Below are 14,313 nucleotides of genomic sequence, written 5' to 3'. Positions count from 1 at the left end.
CAAAGGAGGACATCGCATGCGTGCACGTGAATCGGCCTACGGCGCAGCCGCGGTCGGGCTTGTCCTGGGGGTGGTTGCCGCACCGCCGGCGCAGGCCGGTCTCGGCTTCGAACTCAACGGCCGCTACCAGGTCACCTCGAACGGGGACTGGTCGAAGACCAACGAGGTCTACATGAACGAGCGAACCGTCGTGTCGGTGTGGACGGTCAGCTCCAGCTGTGCCAACGCGCACGAATGCACCGGTCAGGTGAGCAGCGACGAAGGCTGGACGGCGCCAATGGAATTCCGGACCTCACGCTGGATCGTCGACAGATTCCACGAGCACTGGCAGACCTGCCCGGACGGCACCACCTCGCCGGGACGGCAGCGCTACCAGTTCCAGGGCAGTGATGCCAACGGTCAGTGGGAGAAGCTGAACACCGACCTGCTGGTCGGTTACGACAGGACCATCGGCGTCTCGGGAGCCTGCGGGCGCAACCAGCCGACGGTGATTCAGATGCCGCTGACCGTGCGACGGATCTAGTGGGCGGGGAGACGATGCAGAACATCATGTTCAGGTCGGCGCTCGCGGTGGCATTGGCCGCCGGCGCGCTGGGGACGCCGGCGCCGTCGGCCGCCGACCCGCAACAGTGCGACTATCCGGCCTGCACGCCGGGAATCATGCCGGACGTCGTGCTGGGCGCGCCGTGCTCCAACACCACCTACTACGTCTTCGGGTCCGCCGTCGCAGGGCCCTCGACCCTGCCGGGCCGGTTGGTGTTCTGCGGCTCGCCACGCCGTTATGACCCCCGTTGGTTCCGGTCGCCGGAGATGCACGGCATCAAGGAGGAGGGCAGCAAGTGCGACGCCTACGACGGCGAGGTGGCGCAAGCGCCTGACGGACTGTTCCTGACCTGCGTCGCCGACGCCGCCGGCGACGGCCAGACATTGTGGCGTCGTGGAGATCTGTAGCGGCACAGCAAATTCGGTAGATGAGGGAGTTCGCGATGTTTCGAGTCACCGTCGGTGCGGCCGCTGCGGCGCTGGCCGTCGGAACAGCTGTGGCGCCGGCTGCCGGCGCGGACATGGCCTTTGGCAACTACGAGGTGCTGAGTAATCGCTGGACCGACGCCTCATGGGTATGGGCCGCGTATCCGTGCGAGACCCCGGGAACGTTCGACCAGATGCCGGCCGGCTGCGTCACGGTGAGCGCGGTGGACAGGCCGCACTTCTTCGGTCGCGCGTACTACGGCGGTACCGCCCGACTGGTGAATGGTCAGTATTCGTTCACCACTGACGTCGCCGACGGACTGCACTGCCCGATGGGCCCGTACCTGCCGACCCGCGACACCTACACCTGGGATGCGAACACGCTGTCCGGAGTGGTCGAATCTCGTTTCGAAGTGGGCTGTTTCAACGCACCGCCCGGAACGAACACCTGGACGTTCGCCCTGGTGCGCATGTAGCGACACGCCGCTAGACGGGGTCGAATGAGGAGATCAGCCAGCGACCGTCGTGCTTCTCCAGGCCGACTTTGACGCTGCTCATCGAGAAGGAGCCGTCCGGGTTCGCTCTGCTGACCGTGGTCTGGTTGACAAAGATCAACACCTCGGCCGTCGTTGGGCGCAGCGTCACGAGGCCCTTGCGGACCACCGACGCCGCCGTCTGCACATCCTTCTCCTTGGCCGCCGGGGTGACGACCTTCTGGGTGAAATCGGTGTAATAGGAAAGGAAGTCACCGGTGAGATGGCTCTCGGCGGCCGCGAAATCCTGCTCGAGCGTCTTTGGCGAGTACGTCAGCACGGCGGTCGCGCCGTCGGCGGCGGCGGCCATCACCGCCTGCTCGGCGTCGGGGCCGAGTTGCTGGTCGACCCGAAAGACGCCGAAGTAGAGCCAGCAACCCAGCGCGGCGGAAGCTGCCAGCGCCGCCGCGAGCGCGATTGCTATCTGTCGTGCGCGTGAGCCGCCGAGCGCCGATCCCGCCGGGGCGCCCGGTTCCTGCGCTGGTGCCGCCTCTACTTCGGCGGCCTGCGGCTCGACGTCTTGAGCGTTCTCGTCGGGTTCGCTCATGTCGCGAAGTCCACCTTCGACATCTTGACCTGGTCTCCGTCGCGGGCCACGTGCACGGTCAGCCGCCAATTGCGCGGCTCCTCTTTCGCGCCGGCGGTATTGGTGACCTTGGTGCTGGCCGCCACCAGCACCACTGCCTCGTTGTCCGACATCGACTCCACGCCGGAGACGGTCGCGGTCGCCTCGGTAACCGTCTTCGATTCGCGGGCCGTCTTGGTGAAATCGCCTGCGTGGGCCTCGAAATCCTTCTTGAACTCGCCGGTCGAGTTGTCGATGATGCGCTTGACGTCCTCGTCGACCGTCTCATAGTTCAGCGACATCAGGGTCACCACGCCCTGTCGGGCGGCCGCGGCGTACTCGGCGGCTTGGTGCTGCCGTTGTGTGGCACCTCGATGGTGGAGCAGCATCAGAACATCGGCCGCGATGAGCCCACCGATGGCGAGGACTGCCAGCGTCGCTGCCACCCAGTGCAGCCGGCTCCGGATGCGGCTGAGCAGGCGGGGCTGCTCGACCCGCTCGGCTGTGCCCGCCTGGGGCCCGACTTTGTCAGCCTTCGGCTCGTCTGAATCTGGCTCCGAGTCGGTGGCGTCTTCCGGTTCGCTGTCGCGCTGCAGCTTGAGCAGCTCCGCCCGTGCCCGGGCAGCCGCCGCCTCTGCCTCGGCGGCCTTCGCCTCGGCCTGCGCCAGCGTCAAGGCTTCTTTCGCGGCGGCGGGTTCGGTGGCGTCCTTTTCGGTGCCTCCCGGTTTCGCCGGATCACGCGACGGCATACGGCCTCCTGTCTCGTTGTCCACCCAGCTCCAACAAGGTCCCCACCAGATCAGGCACCTTCGCAAGACCGCTCCAAAACGGTAGCACCAGGGCGCTCACCAGGTGCGGAGCGAGCAGAGCGCCCCCTTGGTGCCGGCGTCGGTGGCGACCACGACGTCATCGACGCGCAGTTCGCAGACGAACCCGGGTGAGGGAAGCTCGGAATGGTGCTCCGGAAGGGAGGCCACCACCATCGCCCAGTCCTGGGGGACGGCCAGGGTGGTCTCGAAGATCCAGGGCTGATTCGGCCCGACCGTGACGTCCGCTCGCGGACTGTACTGGTACGGGTTGTGGCTGTATTCACCGAAGTTGGGCGGCTGTACCTCGCGGTAGTAGATCACCACCCGCGTCGTTTGGGTCGCACTGACCGAGTAACGCACCCGGTGCCCGTCGGCACCCGCCGGGGTGGCGACTGCCAGCGCGCCGCCGAACGCCACACCCAAGACCAGGGATGCCGCGGCGACCTGCCTGGCTGTCATGGGCCCCTCCACTGCTGCGCCGCCGAGCGGCCGCACCGCCAAAGACTCAAATTCTTTGCAGAGAAGAATAGCATTTCCGCGTCGGGGTGCCCCGCGTTCAAGACGCCGCTTTCAAGACGCCGTGCCTGTGATGGCCGCGGCCCGCCCGGCCCGGAAGCCGAACACCATCGCCGGGCCGATGGTGCCGCCCGCTCCACCGTAGGCCCGACCGGTCACCCCGGCCATCGCGTTGCCCGCGGCGAACAGGCCCGGGATCGCCCGACCGGTGACATGCAGGACCCGGCCGTCGGAGTCGGTGCGTGGCCCGCCCTTGGTCCCCATCGCCCCGACCGACAGCGGCACCGCGTAGTAGGGGGCGGTGTCGATGGGCCCCAGGGTCCGCCCCGCCACAGTGGTCGCCTGATCATCGCCCCAGTACCCGTCGTACGCGCTGGAGCCCCGCCCGAACTCGGGATCCGAGCCCGCCGCGACGCCGAGGTTCCAGGCGTCCACTGTCTGCGCCAGCCCGCACCCGTCGATGCCGGTCTTCGCGGCCAGATCGGCCAGATCGCGCGACTCGCAGAACCACTCCGGTGCCTGGCCGCCGGGTGGCACGCCCAGGAATCCGTACCGTTTCAGGTGTCCGGAGTCGAACACGATCCACGCCGGATCATTGACGTACCCGCCGCGGGGCTCCAGGTAGTGGAAGGCGCCGGCCATCGAGTTGTAGTCGCAGGCCTCGTTGACGAACCGCCGGCCGGCCCGGTTGACGATGATGCTGCGCGGTCGGGTGCGTTCCAGTCGTACGCTGCGGCTGCGTTGTTTGCCGGAGATGGTGTCGCCGGGAATCCGCACGATCGGAACCCACCACGCCTCGCCCATGTTGGCCAGGTCGGCGCCGTGCGCCATTGCCATGCGCAGCGCGTCTCCGGTGTTGTTCGGTGGCGACACCGCGCCCCGCATCGGCCCGCGCAGGAACGCTTCGACCAGCGCGACGTCCCATTCGAATCCCCCGTTGGCAAGGATGACACCCCGCCGGGCGTGGACCCGGCGCGTCGTACCGCCGTCGTCGACCAGGGCCCCCGCAATGTCGCCCTCGGCGCCGGCGATGAGCTCCACGCCGCGACAACCCGTCGCCGGTGTGACCCCGACGTCCAGCAAGCCCTTGAGCAGCCCGGCGATCAGTGCGGTACCGGCGACGCACAGATTGCCGGCCGCTGAGTCCTCGAAGTCGGCATGCAGCCGCGCGCGAGTCTCGGCGTCGAATCCGACATTGCTGTAGTCGGCTGGGAACGCGGTGATCCGGTCCTGCCAGGGGCCCACCCGGGACACGTCGTAGGGCAGTGGACTCAGCGACCGCCCCCCGGACGGGCGGCCGCCGGGCAGCTCCGGCTTGTAGTCCGGGAATCCGGTGGCGACCTCGAAGCGGACGTCGCTGTGCGCCTCGACGAAGTCGACCATCTCCTGGCCGGTCTGCACGAACGTCGAGACCAGTGCGTCGTCCATCGCGCCGAAGGATTGGGCGCGCAGGTAGTCCATCGCGGCCTCAACGGTCAAACCGGGCGCCCGGTCGTGTGCCGGGATCCAGGCGATGCCCCCGGAGACCGCGGTGGTGCCTCCGATGGTTTCGGACTTCTCGTAGACGGCGACGGAGGCGCCGTGCACCGCCGCGGTGAGCGCGGCGGTGAGCCCGGCGGCGCCGGTGCCCAGTACCACCACGTCCACTGCGTTATCCCAATCGTCGTCGTCCCAATCGCGTCGCGCGCCGGCTGGCATCGATTTCTTCCTCTCGGGCACAGGGGATTTCAGCTCAGGAGTTCGGACAGTCGGTGGGCCGCCATCAGCACGGCATCGCGGCCGCGAAGCACCACGTCCTCGCGGTGTGAGATCAGGTTGATGCAGGTGGGTGGCGACGGAGGACGACGGCGGACCGGAACGGCCAGTCCGAAGGTTCCGGGCTCGATCTCGCCGTGGGTGACCACCCACCCGCGTTCCCGGGTCTGCGGGACGACGTCGCGTTCTCCGGGGCGCGGCGGCATGGCTGCCAGCAGCGCGATCCCGGCGGCGCCGAGGCTTAGCGGATGGCGGCTGCCCTCGTGGAACGCGAGCTGGTAGCCCACCTGGGTGGGCACGATGACGGCGACCGCCACCTGCTGGTCGCCCTCGGCCACCAGCAGTGACACCGTGGTCCCGAGTTCCTCGGCGAGCGCGCGCAGCGTCGGCAGGCACAGCTGGCGCACGTTGTTGTCGAACGAGGCGCCGAGTACGGCCAGCCCGGCCGCCGAGCGGTACCGGCCATCGTCTCCCTTGGCTACCAGCCGGAAACCGGTCAGTGTGTTGAGCAGCCGATAGCTGATGGTCCGGTGCACGCCGACCCGGTCGGCGACCTGCTGCACCGTCAACCCCTCCGGGGCGGCGGCCACCGCCTGCAGGGCGGCCAGTCCCCGGGCCAGTGTCTGCGAACCTCGCGCGGTCTCGGGGGCAGCGTCGGTCATCAGCCTGGACATCAGCATGGCCTCCTTGACATACACCCGTGGGAGAGTGATGCTCTTGAATATAACGTACATACATGTGCGATAAAAGCACGTAAAGTATGCCGGAAAATGAGAACGATATTTCCGCCCGAGCGCAGGGAAGAGGTGGCCGGTGCCCGACTTCGAGAGCGTCTGGAGTGATCTCCAGGGTGTCGCGTTCGAGCAGGGGTATCTCGACGCGGCCGGCGTCCGCACCCGCTACCTGCGGGCCGGCGATCCAAGCAAGCCGGTCCTGGTACTGCTGCACGGGTCCGGCGGCCACGCCGAGGCTTACGTCCGCAACCTGGCCGCGCACGCCGAGCACTTCTGGACCTGGTCGGTCGACATGCTCGGCCACGGCTACACCGACAAACCCGGCCACCCGCTGGAGATCTCCCACTACGTGACACACCTGATGGACGTGCTGGACGCGATCGGCGCCGACACGGCCAGCATCAGCGGTGAATCACTCGGCGGCTGGGTGGCGGCCCGCGTCGCCATCGATCACCCGGACCGGGTGCAGCGCCTGGTGCTCAACACCGCGGGCGGCTCCCAGGCCGACCCCGAGGTGATGAAGCGGATCATCACGCTGTCGATGGCCGCGGCCGAGAACCCCAGCTGGGAAACCGTCCAGGCGCGCATCAAGTGGCTGATGGCCGACAAGTCCAAGGACTACGACGACATCGTGGCCAGTCGTCAGCGGATCTACCGCCTGCCCGGATTCGTCGACGCGATGCGCGACATCATGGCGTTGCAGGACCCCGAGATCAGGGCGCGCAACCTGCTGGGGCCGGGGGAGTACGGGAAGATCACCGCGCCGACGCTGGTGGTCTGGACCAGTGACGACCCGACGGCCGACGTCGAGGAGGGCAAGCGGATCGCGTCGATGATCCCCGGTGCCCGGTTCGAGCTCATGCCGGGCTGCGGCCACTGGCCCCAGTACGAGGACCCCGAGACCTTCAACCGCCTGCACCTGGAATTCCTGCTGGGGCGTTAGCGTGGCGGCCAAGAAAAGCGGGGACGGCGACTGCGACGTCGAGGTCGTCGTCGTCGGCGCCGGTCCGGTCGGCCTGACCCTGGCCAACATCCTTGGCCTGCAAGGAGTTCGCACCCTGGTGCTCGAGGACCGCGACACCCTCATCGACTATCCCCGGGGGGTCGGGCTCGACGACGAGTCGCTGCGCACCTTCCAGGCGATCGGCCTGGTGGACGCCGTGCTGCCGCACACCGTGCCGAACCAGATCCTGCGGTTCTACGACGGCAAGCGGCGGCTCCTGGCCGAGATGGCGCCCGCCGACGCCTGTTTCGGCTGGCCCAAGCGCAACGGCTTCGTGCAGCCACTGGTCGACGCCGAACTGCTGCGCGGCCTGGAGCGTTTCGACCATGTCCGGGTGCTGTGGGGCCGCCCGATGACCGGGTGCGCTGAGACGGCCGACGGCGTCACCGTAAGCCTGGGCGGCTCGGATGGCCAGGAACCGCAGACCGTCTCGGCCCGCTACGTCGTCGGCTGCGACGGCGGTCGCAGCGCCACCCGCCGGCTGATGGGCGTGTCGTTCGACGGAACCACCTCCTCGACACGCTGGCTCGTCATCGACATCGCCAACGACCCGCTCGGCCATCCCAACAGCGAAGTCGGGGCCGACCCGGCGCGCCCCTACGCCTCGATCTCCATCGCGCACGGCATTAGGCGCTTCGAGTTCATGATCCACGCCGACGAGACCGACGAGCAGGCCGAGGACCCGGAATTCGTCGCGGCCATGCTGGCGCCGTTCCTGCCGCGTCCGCACGAGGTCGACGTGATCCGCCACCGGGTCTACACCCACCACTCCCGGATCGCGGGCGCCTTCCGGCGCGGCCGGATGCTGTTGGCCGGCGACGCCGCGCATCTGATGCCGGTCTGGCAGGGCCAGGGCTACAACAGCGGGATCCGCGACGCGATGAACCTCGGCTGGAAGCTGGCCGCCGTGGTCCGCGGGCAGGCCCGGCCGAGCCTGCTGGACAGCTACGACACCGAGCGGCGCAAGCACGCCCGCGCCATGATCGACCTCTCCACGATGGTGGGCAAGGTGATCTCGCCGACCAACCGGCGAGTGGCCGGCATACGCGACCGGGTGATCCGCGCGGCCTCGGCGGTGCCGACCCTGAAGCGCTACGTGCTGGAGATGCGGTTCAAACCGATGCCGCGCTACGAGCAGGGTGCGGTCGTCCATGACCAGCCGCGCCGTCCCGACTCGCCCACCGGGACCCTGTTCATTCAGCCGCGCGTGGACACCCGCACCAAGACCGATCTGCTCCTCGACGACGTGATCGGCACCGGCTTCGCGGTGCTGGCCTGGAACAACAACCCCCGGGTCCTGCTCGGCGAGAAGGCCTTCGGGCGATGGGCGGCGCTGGGAGCGAGTTTCGTCGCGGTCCGGCCGTCGACCCAGCTGCATTGGACCCCACCCGATGAGGCCGACGACCCCGCGGTCACCATCGTCGGCGATCGGACCGGAGAGCTGAAGTCCTGGTTCGACCGCCACAGCGAATCGGTGCTGTTCCTGCGTCCGGACCGCTGCATCGCCGCGGCCTGTATCGCCCAGCGCGCACCCGAGGTGAGCGCCCGACTCTTCGACATCCTCGCGCTGACCGGCGAAGGAGGTGATCGCCCCGATGCCACTGGCCCTGTGCTGCATGTCCCACAGTCCACTGCTGAATCTGCCGGGACCGTCCCGTGAGTTGATGGACGACATCGACGCCGCGATCACCGAGGCCGCGGCCTTCGTCGCCGACTTCGACCCGCAGCTGACGGTGGTGTTCGCGCCGGATCACTACAACGGGTTCTTCTTCAAGCTGATGCCGCCGTTCTGCATCGGCACCGCCGCGCAGGGCATCGGCGACTACGGCACGCATCTCGGCCCGCTGGACGTCCCCGCGGATCTCGCCGCCGACTGCGCGGCCGCCGTGCTGGAACGCGGTGTGGACCTGGCGGTTTCGGCGAACATGGACGTCGATCACGCGGTGGTGCAGCCACTGGAGCGGCTGTTCGGCAACGCTGCGGCATGCCCGGTGATCCCGATCTTCATCAACGCCGTCGCCGCTCCGCTGGGCCCGATACACCGCGCCCGCGCACTGGGCGCCGCGGTGGGCGAGTTCCTGGCCGGCCTCGATCTGCGAGTGCTCGTCCTGGGATCCGGGGGACTGTCGCATGATCCGCCGATCCCCACGCTGGAGACCGCACCACCGGTCACCCGGGACCGAATCCTGCACGGCACCCCGATGAGCCCCGAGCAGCGATCGGCCCGCCAGGACGCGGTCATTGCCGCGGCACGCGACTTCGTCGCCGGAACCAACGATCTCGCACCGCTGAACCCGGAATTCGATCAGCGGTTCCTGTCGATCCTCGACAGCGGCAGCCTCGACAATCTGGCTGACTGGTCGAACTCGTACATCACCGAGGCGGGCGGCGGATCGGCGCACGAGATCCGAACCTGGGCAGCCGCCTTCGGTGCGCTGGCGGCCCAGGGCGGCTACCGCACCGTCCACCGCTACTACCGGCCGGCTCCGGAACTGATCGCCGGGTTCGCCATCCGCACCGCAGAACCGACGGGGGCGCGCGGATGACCGATCATGTCGTCGACGTGCTCGTCATCGGTTCCGGTGGCGGCGGCATGACCGCCGCGCTGGCCGCCGACGCCCGCGGGCTCGACACCCTGGTGGTGGAGAAGTCCTCGTACTTCGGCGGATCCACCGCGCTGTCCGGCGGCGGCATCTGGGTGCCCGGGGCACCGTCGCAACGCCGGGAGGGTTATGTCCCCGACCCCGATGACGTCTTCACCTATCTGCGCACGATCACCGAAGGTCTGGTCAGCGACGCACGACTGCGGCAGTACGTGGACGCCGCCCCGGCGATGATGGAGTTCCTGGAGCAGGCCAGCCCCTGGTTCGAGTTCGTCTGGAAACCCGGCTACGCCGACTACTACCCGGAACTGCCAGGGGGCTCGGAGCTGGGCAGCACCATCAACGTGCCGGCCATGGACCTGCGCAGCCTCGGCGACGAGGAGCAGCACCTGCTGGCGCCGCTGGCACTGGCACCCAAGGGAATCTGGCTGGGGCCCAAGGACCTTCGCCTCTTCTACCAGGTCCGCCAGTCGTGGCGCGGCAAAGCGGTCCTGGTCAAGCTGCTGTGGCGGATGTTCCGCGCCCGGGTGTTCGGCGACCGGATGGCCGCCATCGGCCAATCGCTGGCCGCGCGCCTGCGGCTGGCCATGGTCGAACGCGACATTCCGCTCTGGCTCGACACGCCGATGACCGCGCTCATCACCGACGTCTCCGGCGCGGTCACCGGCGCGGTGGTGCAGCGCGGCGGCCGGGCGCAGCGCATCTCGGCGCGCCGCGGGGTGATCCTGGCCAGCGGCGGCTTCGACCACGATCTGGCCTGGCGTAAGCAGTATCAACCGGTGCTGGAACATGATTGGAGCTTCGGCAACCCACTGGCCACCGGCGACGGCATCCGGGCCGGGGAAGCCGTCGGAGCGGCCACCGAACTGCTCGACGAGGCGTGGTGGTTCCCGGCGCTGTGCTGGCCCGACGGGCGACTGCAGTTCATGCTCAACGAACGCATGATGCCGTCCCAGTTCATCGTCAACGGCGACGGCGAGCGGTTCATCAACGAAGCGGCGCCCTATATGGACTTCGCGCACGCCATGATCGCGGGCCAGCAAACCGGAGTCACCCACATCCCGTGCTGGCTGATCACCGACCAGCGGTCCTTCCACCGCTACGTCGTCGCCGGGCACCTGCCGATCCCGAAGGTCCCCGGTGCCCCGGTACCGACCGGGCGCCGGATACCGCAGGCCTGGTTGGACTCCGGGGTGGTCAAGGCGGGCGGCTCATTCGAGGAGCTGGCCTCCGCGATCGGAGTTCCGCCGAACCGGCTGCGGCGCACCGCCGAACGGTTCAACGAGCTGGCCCGGACCGGTCACGACGACGACTTCAACCGCGGCGACAGCGTCTACGACAACTACTACGGCGACCCGACGCTGCCCAACCCCAACCTCTACCCCCTGGGCAAGCCGCCCTACTACGCGTTCCGGATCATCCTCGGCGACCTGGGCACCTCCGGCGGCCTGCGCACCGACGAGCATGCCCGGGTGCTGCGCGCCGACGACTCGGTGATCGACGGTCTCTACGCGGTGGGCAACACCTCGGCACCGGTGATGGGCCGCAGCTACGCCGGAGCGGGAGCGACCATCGGCCCGGCGATGACATTCGGTTACGTTGCCGCCCAACATATCGCCGATACCTCTGCTCGCCAGCAATCCTTCGATTCGCAGACTTCCAACCAATCCTCAGGAGGTAACCCGTGAAGATCTCACTGTTCTACGAGTTCGCGCTGCCGCGTCCGTGGTCGGACGACGACGAGCACGCGCTCTTCCAAGACGGCCTCGACGAGGTGGAGGCGGCCGACAAGGCCGGGTTCTCGACGGTCTGGCTCACCGAGCACCACTTCCTGGAGGAGTACTGCCACGCCACCGCCCCGGAGATGTTCCTGGCGGCAGCCAGCCAGCGGACCAAGCACATCCGGTTGGGCTTCGGCATCATGCACCTGCCGCCCGTGGTGAACCACCCGGCCCGGGTGGCCGAGCGGATCGCCACCTTGGACCTGCTGTCGGGCGGCCGCGTCGAGTTCGGTACCGGGGAGGGTTCCTCGATCGCCGAGCTCGGCGGGTTCGGCATCGACCCGGCCGACAAACGCGCCCAGTGGGAGGAGGCACTGGAGGTCTCCATCCGCTGCATGACCGAGGAGCCGTTCACCGGCTTCGACGGCCAGCACGTGCAGATGCCGGCCCGCAACGTCATCCCCAAGCCGATGCAGAAGCCGCACCCGCCGGTGTGGGTGGCGTGCACCCGGCCCGCCTCGGTGCAGATGGCGGCCCAGAAATGCATCGGCGCACTGAGTTTCGCCTACACCGGCCCCGGCCCACTGGCCGAACGGGTCAACGGCTACTACAAGGAACTCGAAGAGAACGGCGTCCCGGTCACCCCGCAGGTGAACCCGAACATCCTGGCCATCGGCGGCGACCTGTCCATGATGGTGGCCCCCACCGATGAGCAGGCGATCCAGCGGCTCGGCGTCGGCGGCGGATTCTTCTCGTTCGGGATCATGCACTACTACATGACCGGTGAGCACACCCCGGGCCGCACCGGGGTGTGGAACCGCTACCTCGAAGAGGTGGAGAAAGACCCGACACTGGCCTACGGGCCGGGCCGCGGAGCGATCGGAAGCCCCGCGACCACGCGGGAATTCCTGCGCGGCTACGAGGAGAGCGGTGTCGACGAGCTCATCCTGCTGCTCAACCCGCGCAGTCACGACGCGACCATGGAGGCCATCGAACTGATGGGCAAGGAGGTGCTGCCGGAGTTCATCGAACGCGATGAGAAGGCGGTCGCCGAGAAGGCCAAGCGCCTCGAACCGGTGCTGGAGAAGCTGGAGTCCCGCCGGCCGGCGTCCACCGCGCCGGCATTCGACGAGTCCTACTCGTTCGGCGGCCTGCCGACCGGCCGGGGCGGCACGTTCACCGCCACCGAGATCCCCGAGGCGATGGCCGAGATGAACGAGGGTCGGGTGCAGGCTGCTCAGTTGGCCAAGGAAGAACGAGCGGAGCGGGAGCGCGGCCAGCAGTGAGCGCAGCCGCCGGGCTTTGGCGCTACGACGGTCGACGGACCGTGGTCACCGGCTGCGCGTCGGGGATCGGCGCGGAACTGGTGGCGCAGCTGAGTGAGCTCGGAGCGCAGGTGATCGGCCTGGACCGGGTCGAACCCGCGGCGGCAGTCGACGAGTTCCACGCGACCGATCTCTCTGACCGTGCGTCGATCGATCGGGCCGTCGCAGCGATCCGCGGGCCCGGCCGAGTCGATGCCTTGTTCAATGTCGCCGGCGTGTCCTCCGGTATCGGCGATCCCGAGCGGGTGGTCGCCATCAACTTCCTGGGTATGCGTCACCTCACCGAGGCCCTGCTGCCGATGATGCCGGCCGGATCGGCGATCGCCGGCGTCTCCTCACTGGCGGCGGCGGCCTACCGCGAGAACGCGCCGACCTCGGTCGGTCTGTTGAACTCCGACGGCATGGCCGCCGGATTACAGTGGTGCCGTGCGAATCCCGCAGCCCTGGCCGACGGCGGCTACCGGCTGTCCAAGGAGGCGATCATCCTCTACAGCATGGTCAACGCCGTCCCGCTGGCGCAGCGGGGGATCCGGATCAACTGCACTGCGCCCGGAGTCACCGAAACCCCGATCCTCGACCAGCTGCGCAGCAGCTACGGCCAGCACTACCTCGACGACATCCCCAAACCGCTGGGCCGGGTGGCCACTCCCGCCGAACAGGCTGCACCGCTGGTGTTCCTGAACAGTCCGGCAGCCGGATACGTCACCGGCCAGGTGCTCTGGGTCGACGGCGGCAACATCAGCGGCCGGACCGCCGCCGTGATTGAGAACGGACCGGGTGCGTGGCCAACCTGACCGAATTCCGCCGGATCGCCGAGACGGTGCGCAACTGGGGACGCTGGGGCGATACGGACGAACTGGGCACCCTGAACCTCATCACGCGCGAGACGGTCGCCAAAGCTGCCGCCCTGGTGCGACACGGCAAGGTCTTCCCGCTCGGGGTGGACTTCGGATCGTCGGGTCCGCAGGGCGCGTTCCAGTTCCGGCACAACCCCATTCATGTGATGACCATCGACGGCGGCGATGTGAGCACGCTGGCCCAATACGGGCCGGAGTGGCACCGCAACATCGTGGCGCAGCAGTTGAGCGAGTTCTTCGTCGACAACCCGTTCCGGTTCAACGACGACATGATCGTGATGCCGCTGCAGGCGGCCACCCAGTGGGATGCGTTGTCCCACGTCTACTACGACGACCAGCTCTACAACGGGTTCCCGGCCAGTTCGGTGACCAGCCTGGGTGCCTACCACTGCGGCATCGACAAAGTCGACGGCAAAGGCATCACCTCCCGCGGAGTGCTGCTGGATGTGGTCGCCCACCGCGGCGCGGAGACCTTTCTGCCACTGGGTACCCCGATCACCCCGGATGAGCTCGACGAGGTGGCACGGGCTCAACAGGTGACCATTGAATCCGGCGACATCGTGCTGGTCCGAACCGGTTGGTGGACAAGGTTTCTGCAGACCGGTAACGGTGCGGAGCCCGGCGCCGGGTTGGACTGGCGGTGCGCCCCCTGGCTGCACGAGCACAACGTCGCCGCGGTGGCCGCCGACAACCTGATGGTCGAGGACCCGGTGTCGGGCGTCGACGGAACCTTCCTGCCCATGCACATGCTGTGCCTGCGGGACATGGGGATGATGCTCGGGGAGTACTGGGATCTCGGTGCGCTGGCCGCCGATTGCGCCGCCGACGGAGTGTACGAGTTCCAGCTGGTGGCGCCACCATTGCGGGTGACCGGCGGGGTCGGCTCGCCGGTGAACCCGATCGCGATCAAGTAGCACGGACCA

Annotated in this window: 15 protein-coding genes; 10 read left to right on the top strand and 5 right to left on the bottom strand. The window is 68.4% G+C overall.

The window, feature by feature from the left end; genetic code table 11:
• The first annotated feature begins 16 nt into the window (after positions 1 to 16).
• The 3 genes from AWC16_RS02460 to AWC16_RS02450 are packed head-to-tail and all read left to right on the top strand — an operon-like array spanning position 17 to position 1,445.
• Positions 17 to 523 carry an Rv2253/PknI dimerization domain-containing protein gene (locus tag AWC16_RS02460; protein WP_085263215.1) on the top strand — a complete coding sequence of 169 codons (507 nt, stop codon included), beginning with the start codon at positions 17 to 19 and terminating at the stop codon, positions 521 to 523.
• Between the two features lie 26 nt (positions 524 to 549).
• Entirely contained in the window at positions 550 to 951 is a 402-nt protein-coding gene (locus AWC16_RS02455) for a hypothetical protein (RefSeq protein WP_409370645.1), read from the top strand.
• Positions 952 to 986: 35 nt separating this feature from the next.
• Positions 987 to 1,445, top strand: coding sequence for a hypothetical protein (locus tag AWC16_RS02450; RefSeq protein ID WP_085263283.1), 459 nt, complete (start codon positions 987 to 989; stop codon positions 1,443 to 1,445).
• Between the two features lie 10 nt (positions 1,446 to 1,455).
• On the opposite strand, the gene AWC16_RS02445 is transcribed toward AWC16_RS02450, so the two are convergent.
• The 5 genes from AWC16_RS02445 to AWC16_RS02425 all read right to left on the bottom strand — a co-directional run bounded on the left by AWC16_RS02445 (position 1,456) and on the right by AWC16_RS02425 (position 5,821).
• Positions 1,456 to 2,049 carry a twin-arginine translocation pathway signal gene (locus AWC16_RS02445; RefSeq protein WP_085263214.1) on the bottom strand — a complete coding sequence of 198 codons (594 nt, stop codon included), beginning with the start codon at positions 2,047 to 2,049 and terminating at the stop codon, positions 1,456 to 1,458.
• Positions 2,046 to 2,816 carry a VirB8 family type IV secretion system protein gene (locus AWC16_RS02440; RefSeq protein ID WP_085263213.1) on the bottom strand — a complete coding sequence of 257 codons (771 nt, stop codon included), beginning with the start codon at positions 2,814 to 2,816 and terminating at the stop codon, positions 2,046 to 2,048. The genes AWC16_RS02445 and AWC16_RS02440 overlap by 4 nt, the downstream gene beginning before the upstream one ends.
• A 96-nt stretch (positions 2,817 to 2,912) precedes the next feature.
• Entirely contained in the window at positions 2,913 to 3,335 is a 423-nt protein-coding gene (locus AWC16_RS02435; protein ID WP_085263212.1) for a hypothetical protein, read from the bottom strand.
• Between the two features lie 111 nt (positions 3,336 to 3,446).
• A complete protein-coding gene (locus AWC16_RS02430) occupies positions 3,447 to 5,090 on the bottom strand; it encodes an FAD-dependent oxidoreductase (protein ID WP_085263282.1) in 1,644 nt (547 codons plus the stop codon).
• Positions 5,091 to 5,119: 29 nt separating this feature from the next.
• Positions 5,120 to 5,821, bottom strand: coding sequence for an IclR family transcriptional regulator domain-containing protein (locus AWC16_RS02425; RefSeq protein ID WP_165759149.1), 702 nt, complete (start codon positions 5,819 to 5,821; stop codon positions 5,120 to 5,122).
• A gap of 139 nt (positions 5,822 to 5,960) precedes the next feature.
• Between AWC16_RS02425 and AWC16_RS02420 the strand changes: the two genes are divergently transcribed.
• From AWC16_RS02420 to AWC16_RS02390, 7 genes are read left to right on the top strand one after another with little or no spacing between them, the layout of a single operon-like run.
• Positions 5,961 to 6,824, top strand: coding sequence for an alpha/beta fold hydrolase (locus tag AWC16_RS02420; RefSeq protein WP_085263211.1), 864 nt, complete (start codon positions 5,961 to 5,963; stop codon positions 6,822 to 6,824).
• A 1-nt stretch (position 6,825) separates the two neighbouring features.
• Positions 6,826 to 8,544 carry a bifunctional 3-(3-hydroxy-phenyl)propionate/3-hydroxycinnamic acid hydroxylase gene (locus tag AWC16_RS02415; RefSeq protein ID WP_085263210.1) on the top strand — a complete coding sequence of 573 codons (1,719 nt, stop codon included), beginning with the start codon at positions 6,826 to 6,828 and terminating at the stop codon, positions 8,542 to 8,544.
• Positions 8,501 to 9,430, top strand: coding sequence for a 3-carboxyethylcatechol 2,3-dioxygenase (locus AWC16_RS02410; RefSeq protein WP_234812085.1), 930 nt, complete (start codon positions 8,501 to 8,503; stop codon positions 9,428 to 9,430). Before AWC16_RS02415 ends, AWC16_RS02410 begins: the two co-directional genes overlap by 44 nt.
• Positions 9,427 to 11,175 carry an FAD-binding protein gene (locus AWC16_RS02405; protein ID WP_085263209.1) on the top strand — a complete coding sequence of 583 codons (1,749 nt, stop codon included), beginning with the start codon at positions 9,427 to 9,429 and terminating at the stop codon, positions 11,173 to 11,175. The genes AWC16_RS02410 and AWC16_RS02405 overlap by 4 nt, the downstream gene beginning before the upstream one ends.
• Positions 11,172 to 12,494: an LLM class flavin-dependent oxidoreductase gene (locus AWC16_RS02400; RefSeq protein ID WP_085263208.1), complete on the top strand. Its 1,323-nt coding sequence runs from the start codon at positions 11,172 to 11,174 to the stop codon at positions 12,492 to 12,494. The genes AWC16_RS02405 and AWC16_RS02400 overlap by 4 nt, the downstream gene beginning before the upstream one ends.
• Positions 12,491 to 13,327, top strand: a complete 837-nt coding sequence (locus AWC16_RS02395; RefSeq protein ID WP_085263207.1) for a coniferyl-alcohol dehydrogenase — start codon at positions 12,491 to 12,493, stop codon at positions 13,325 to 13,327. The genes AWC16_RS02400 and AWC16_RS02395 overlap by 4 nt, the downstream gene beginning before the upstream one ends.
• Positions 13,315 to 14,304, top strand: a complete 990-nt coding sequence (locus AWC16_RS02390; protein ID WP_085263206.1) for a cyclase family protein — start codon at positions 13,315 to 13,317, stop codon at positions 14,302 to 14,304. The genes AWC16_RS02395 and AWC16_RS02390 overlap by 13 nt, the downstream gene beginning before the upstream one ends.
• Positions 14,305 to 14,313 lie beyond the last annotated feature (9 nt).

This window comes from Mycolicibacter longobardus (assembly GCF_002102265.1).
Classification (GTDB): Bacteria; Actinomycetota; Actinomycetes; order Mycobacteriales; family Mycobacteriaceae; genus Mycobacterium; species Mycobacterium longobardum.
Note: the sequence above shows the minus strand (reverse complement) of the source record. Positions and strands in the feature narration are given on the sequence as shown.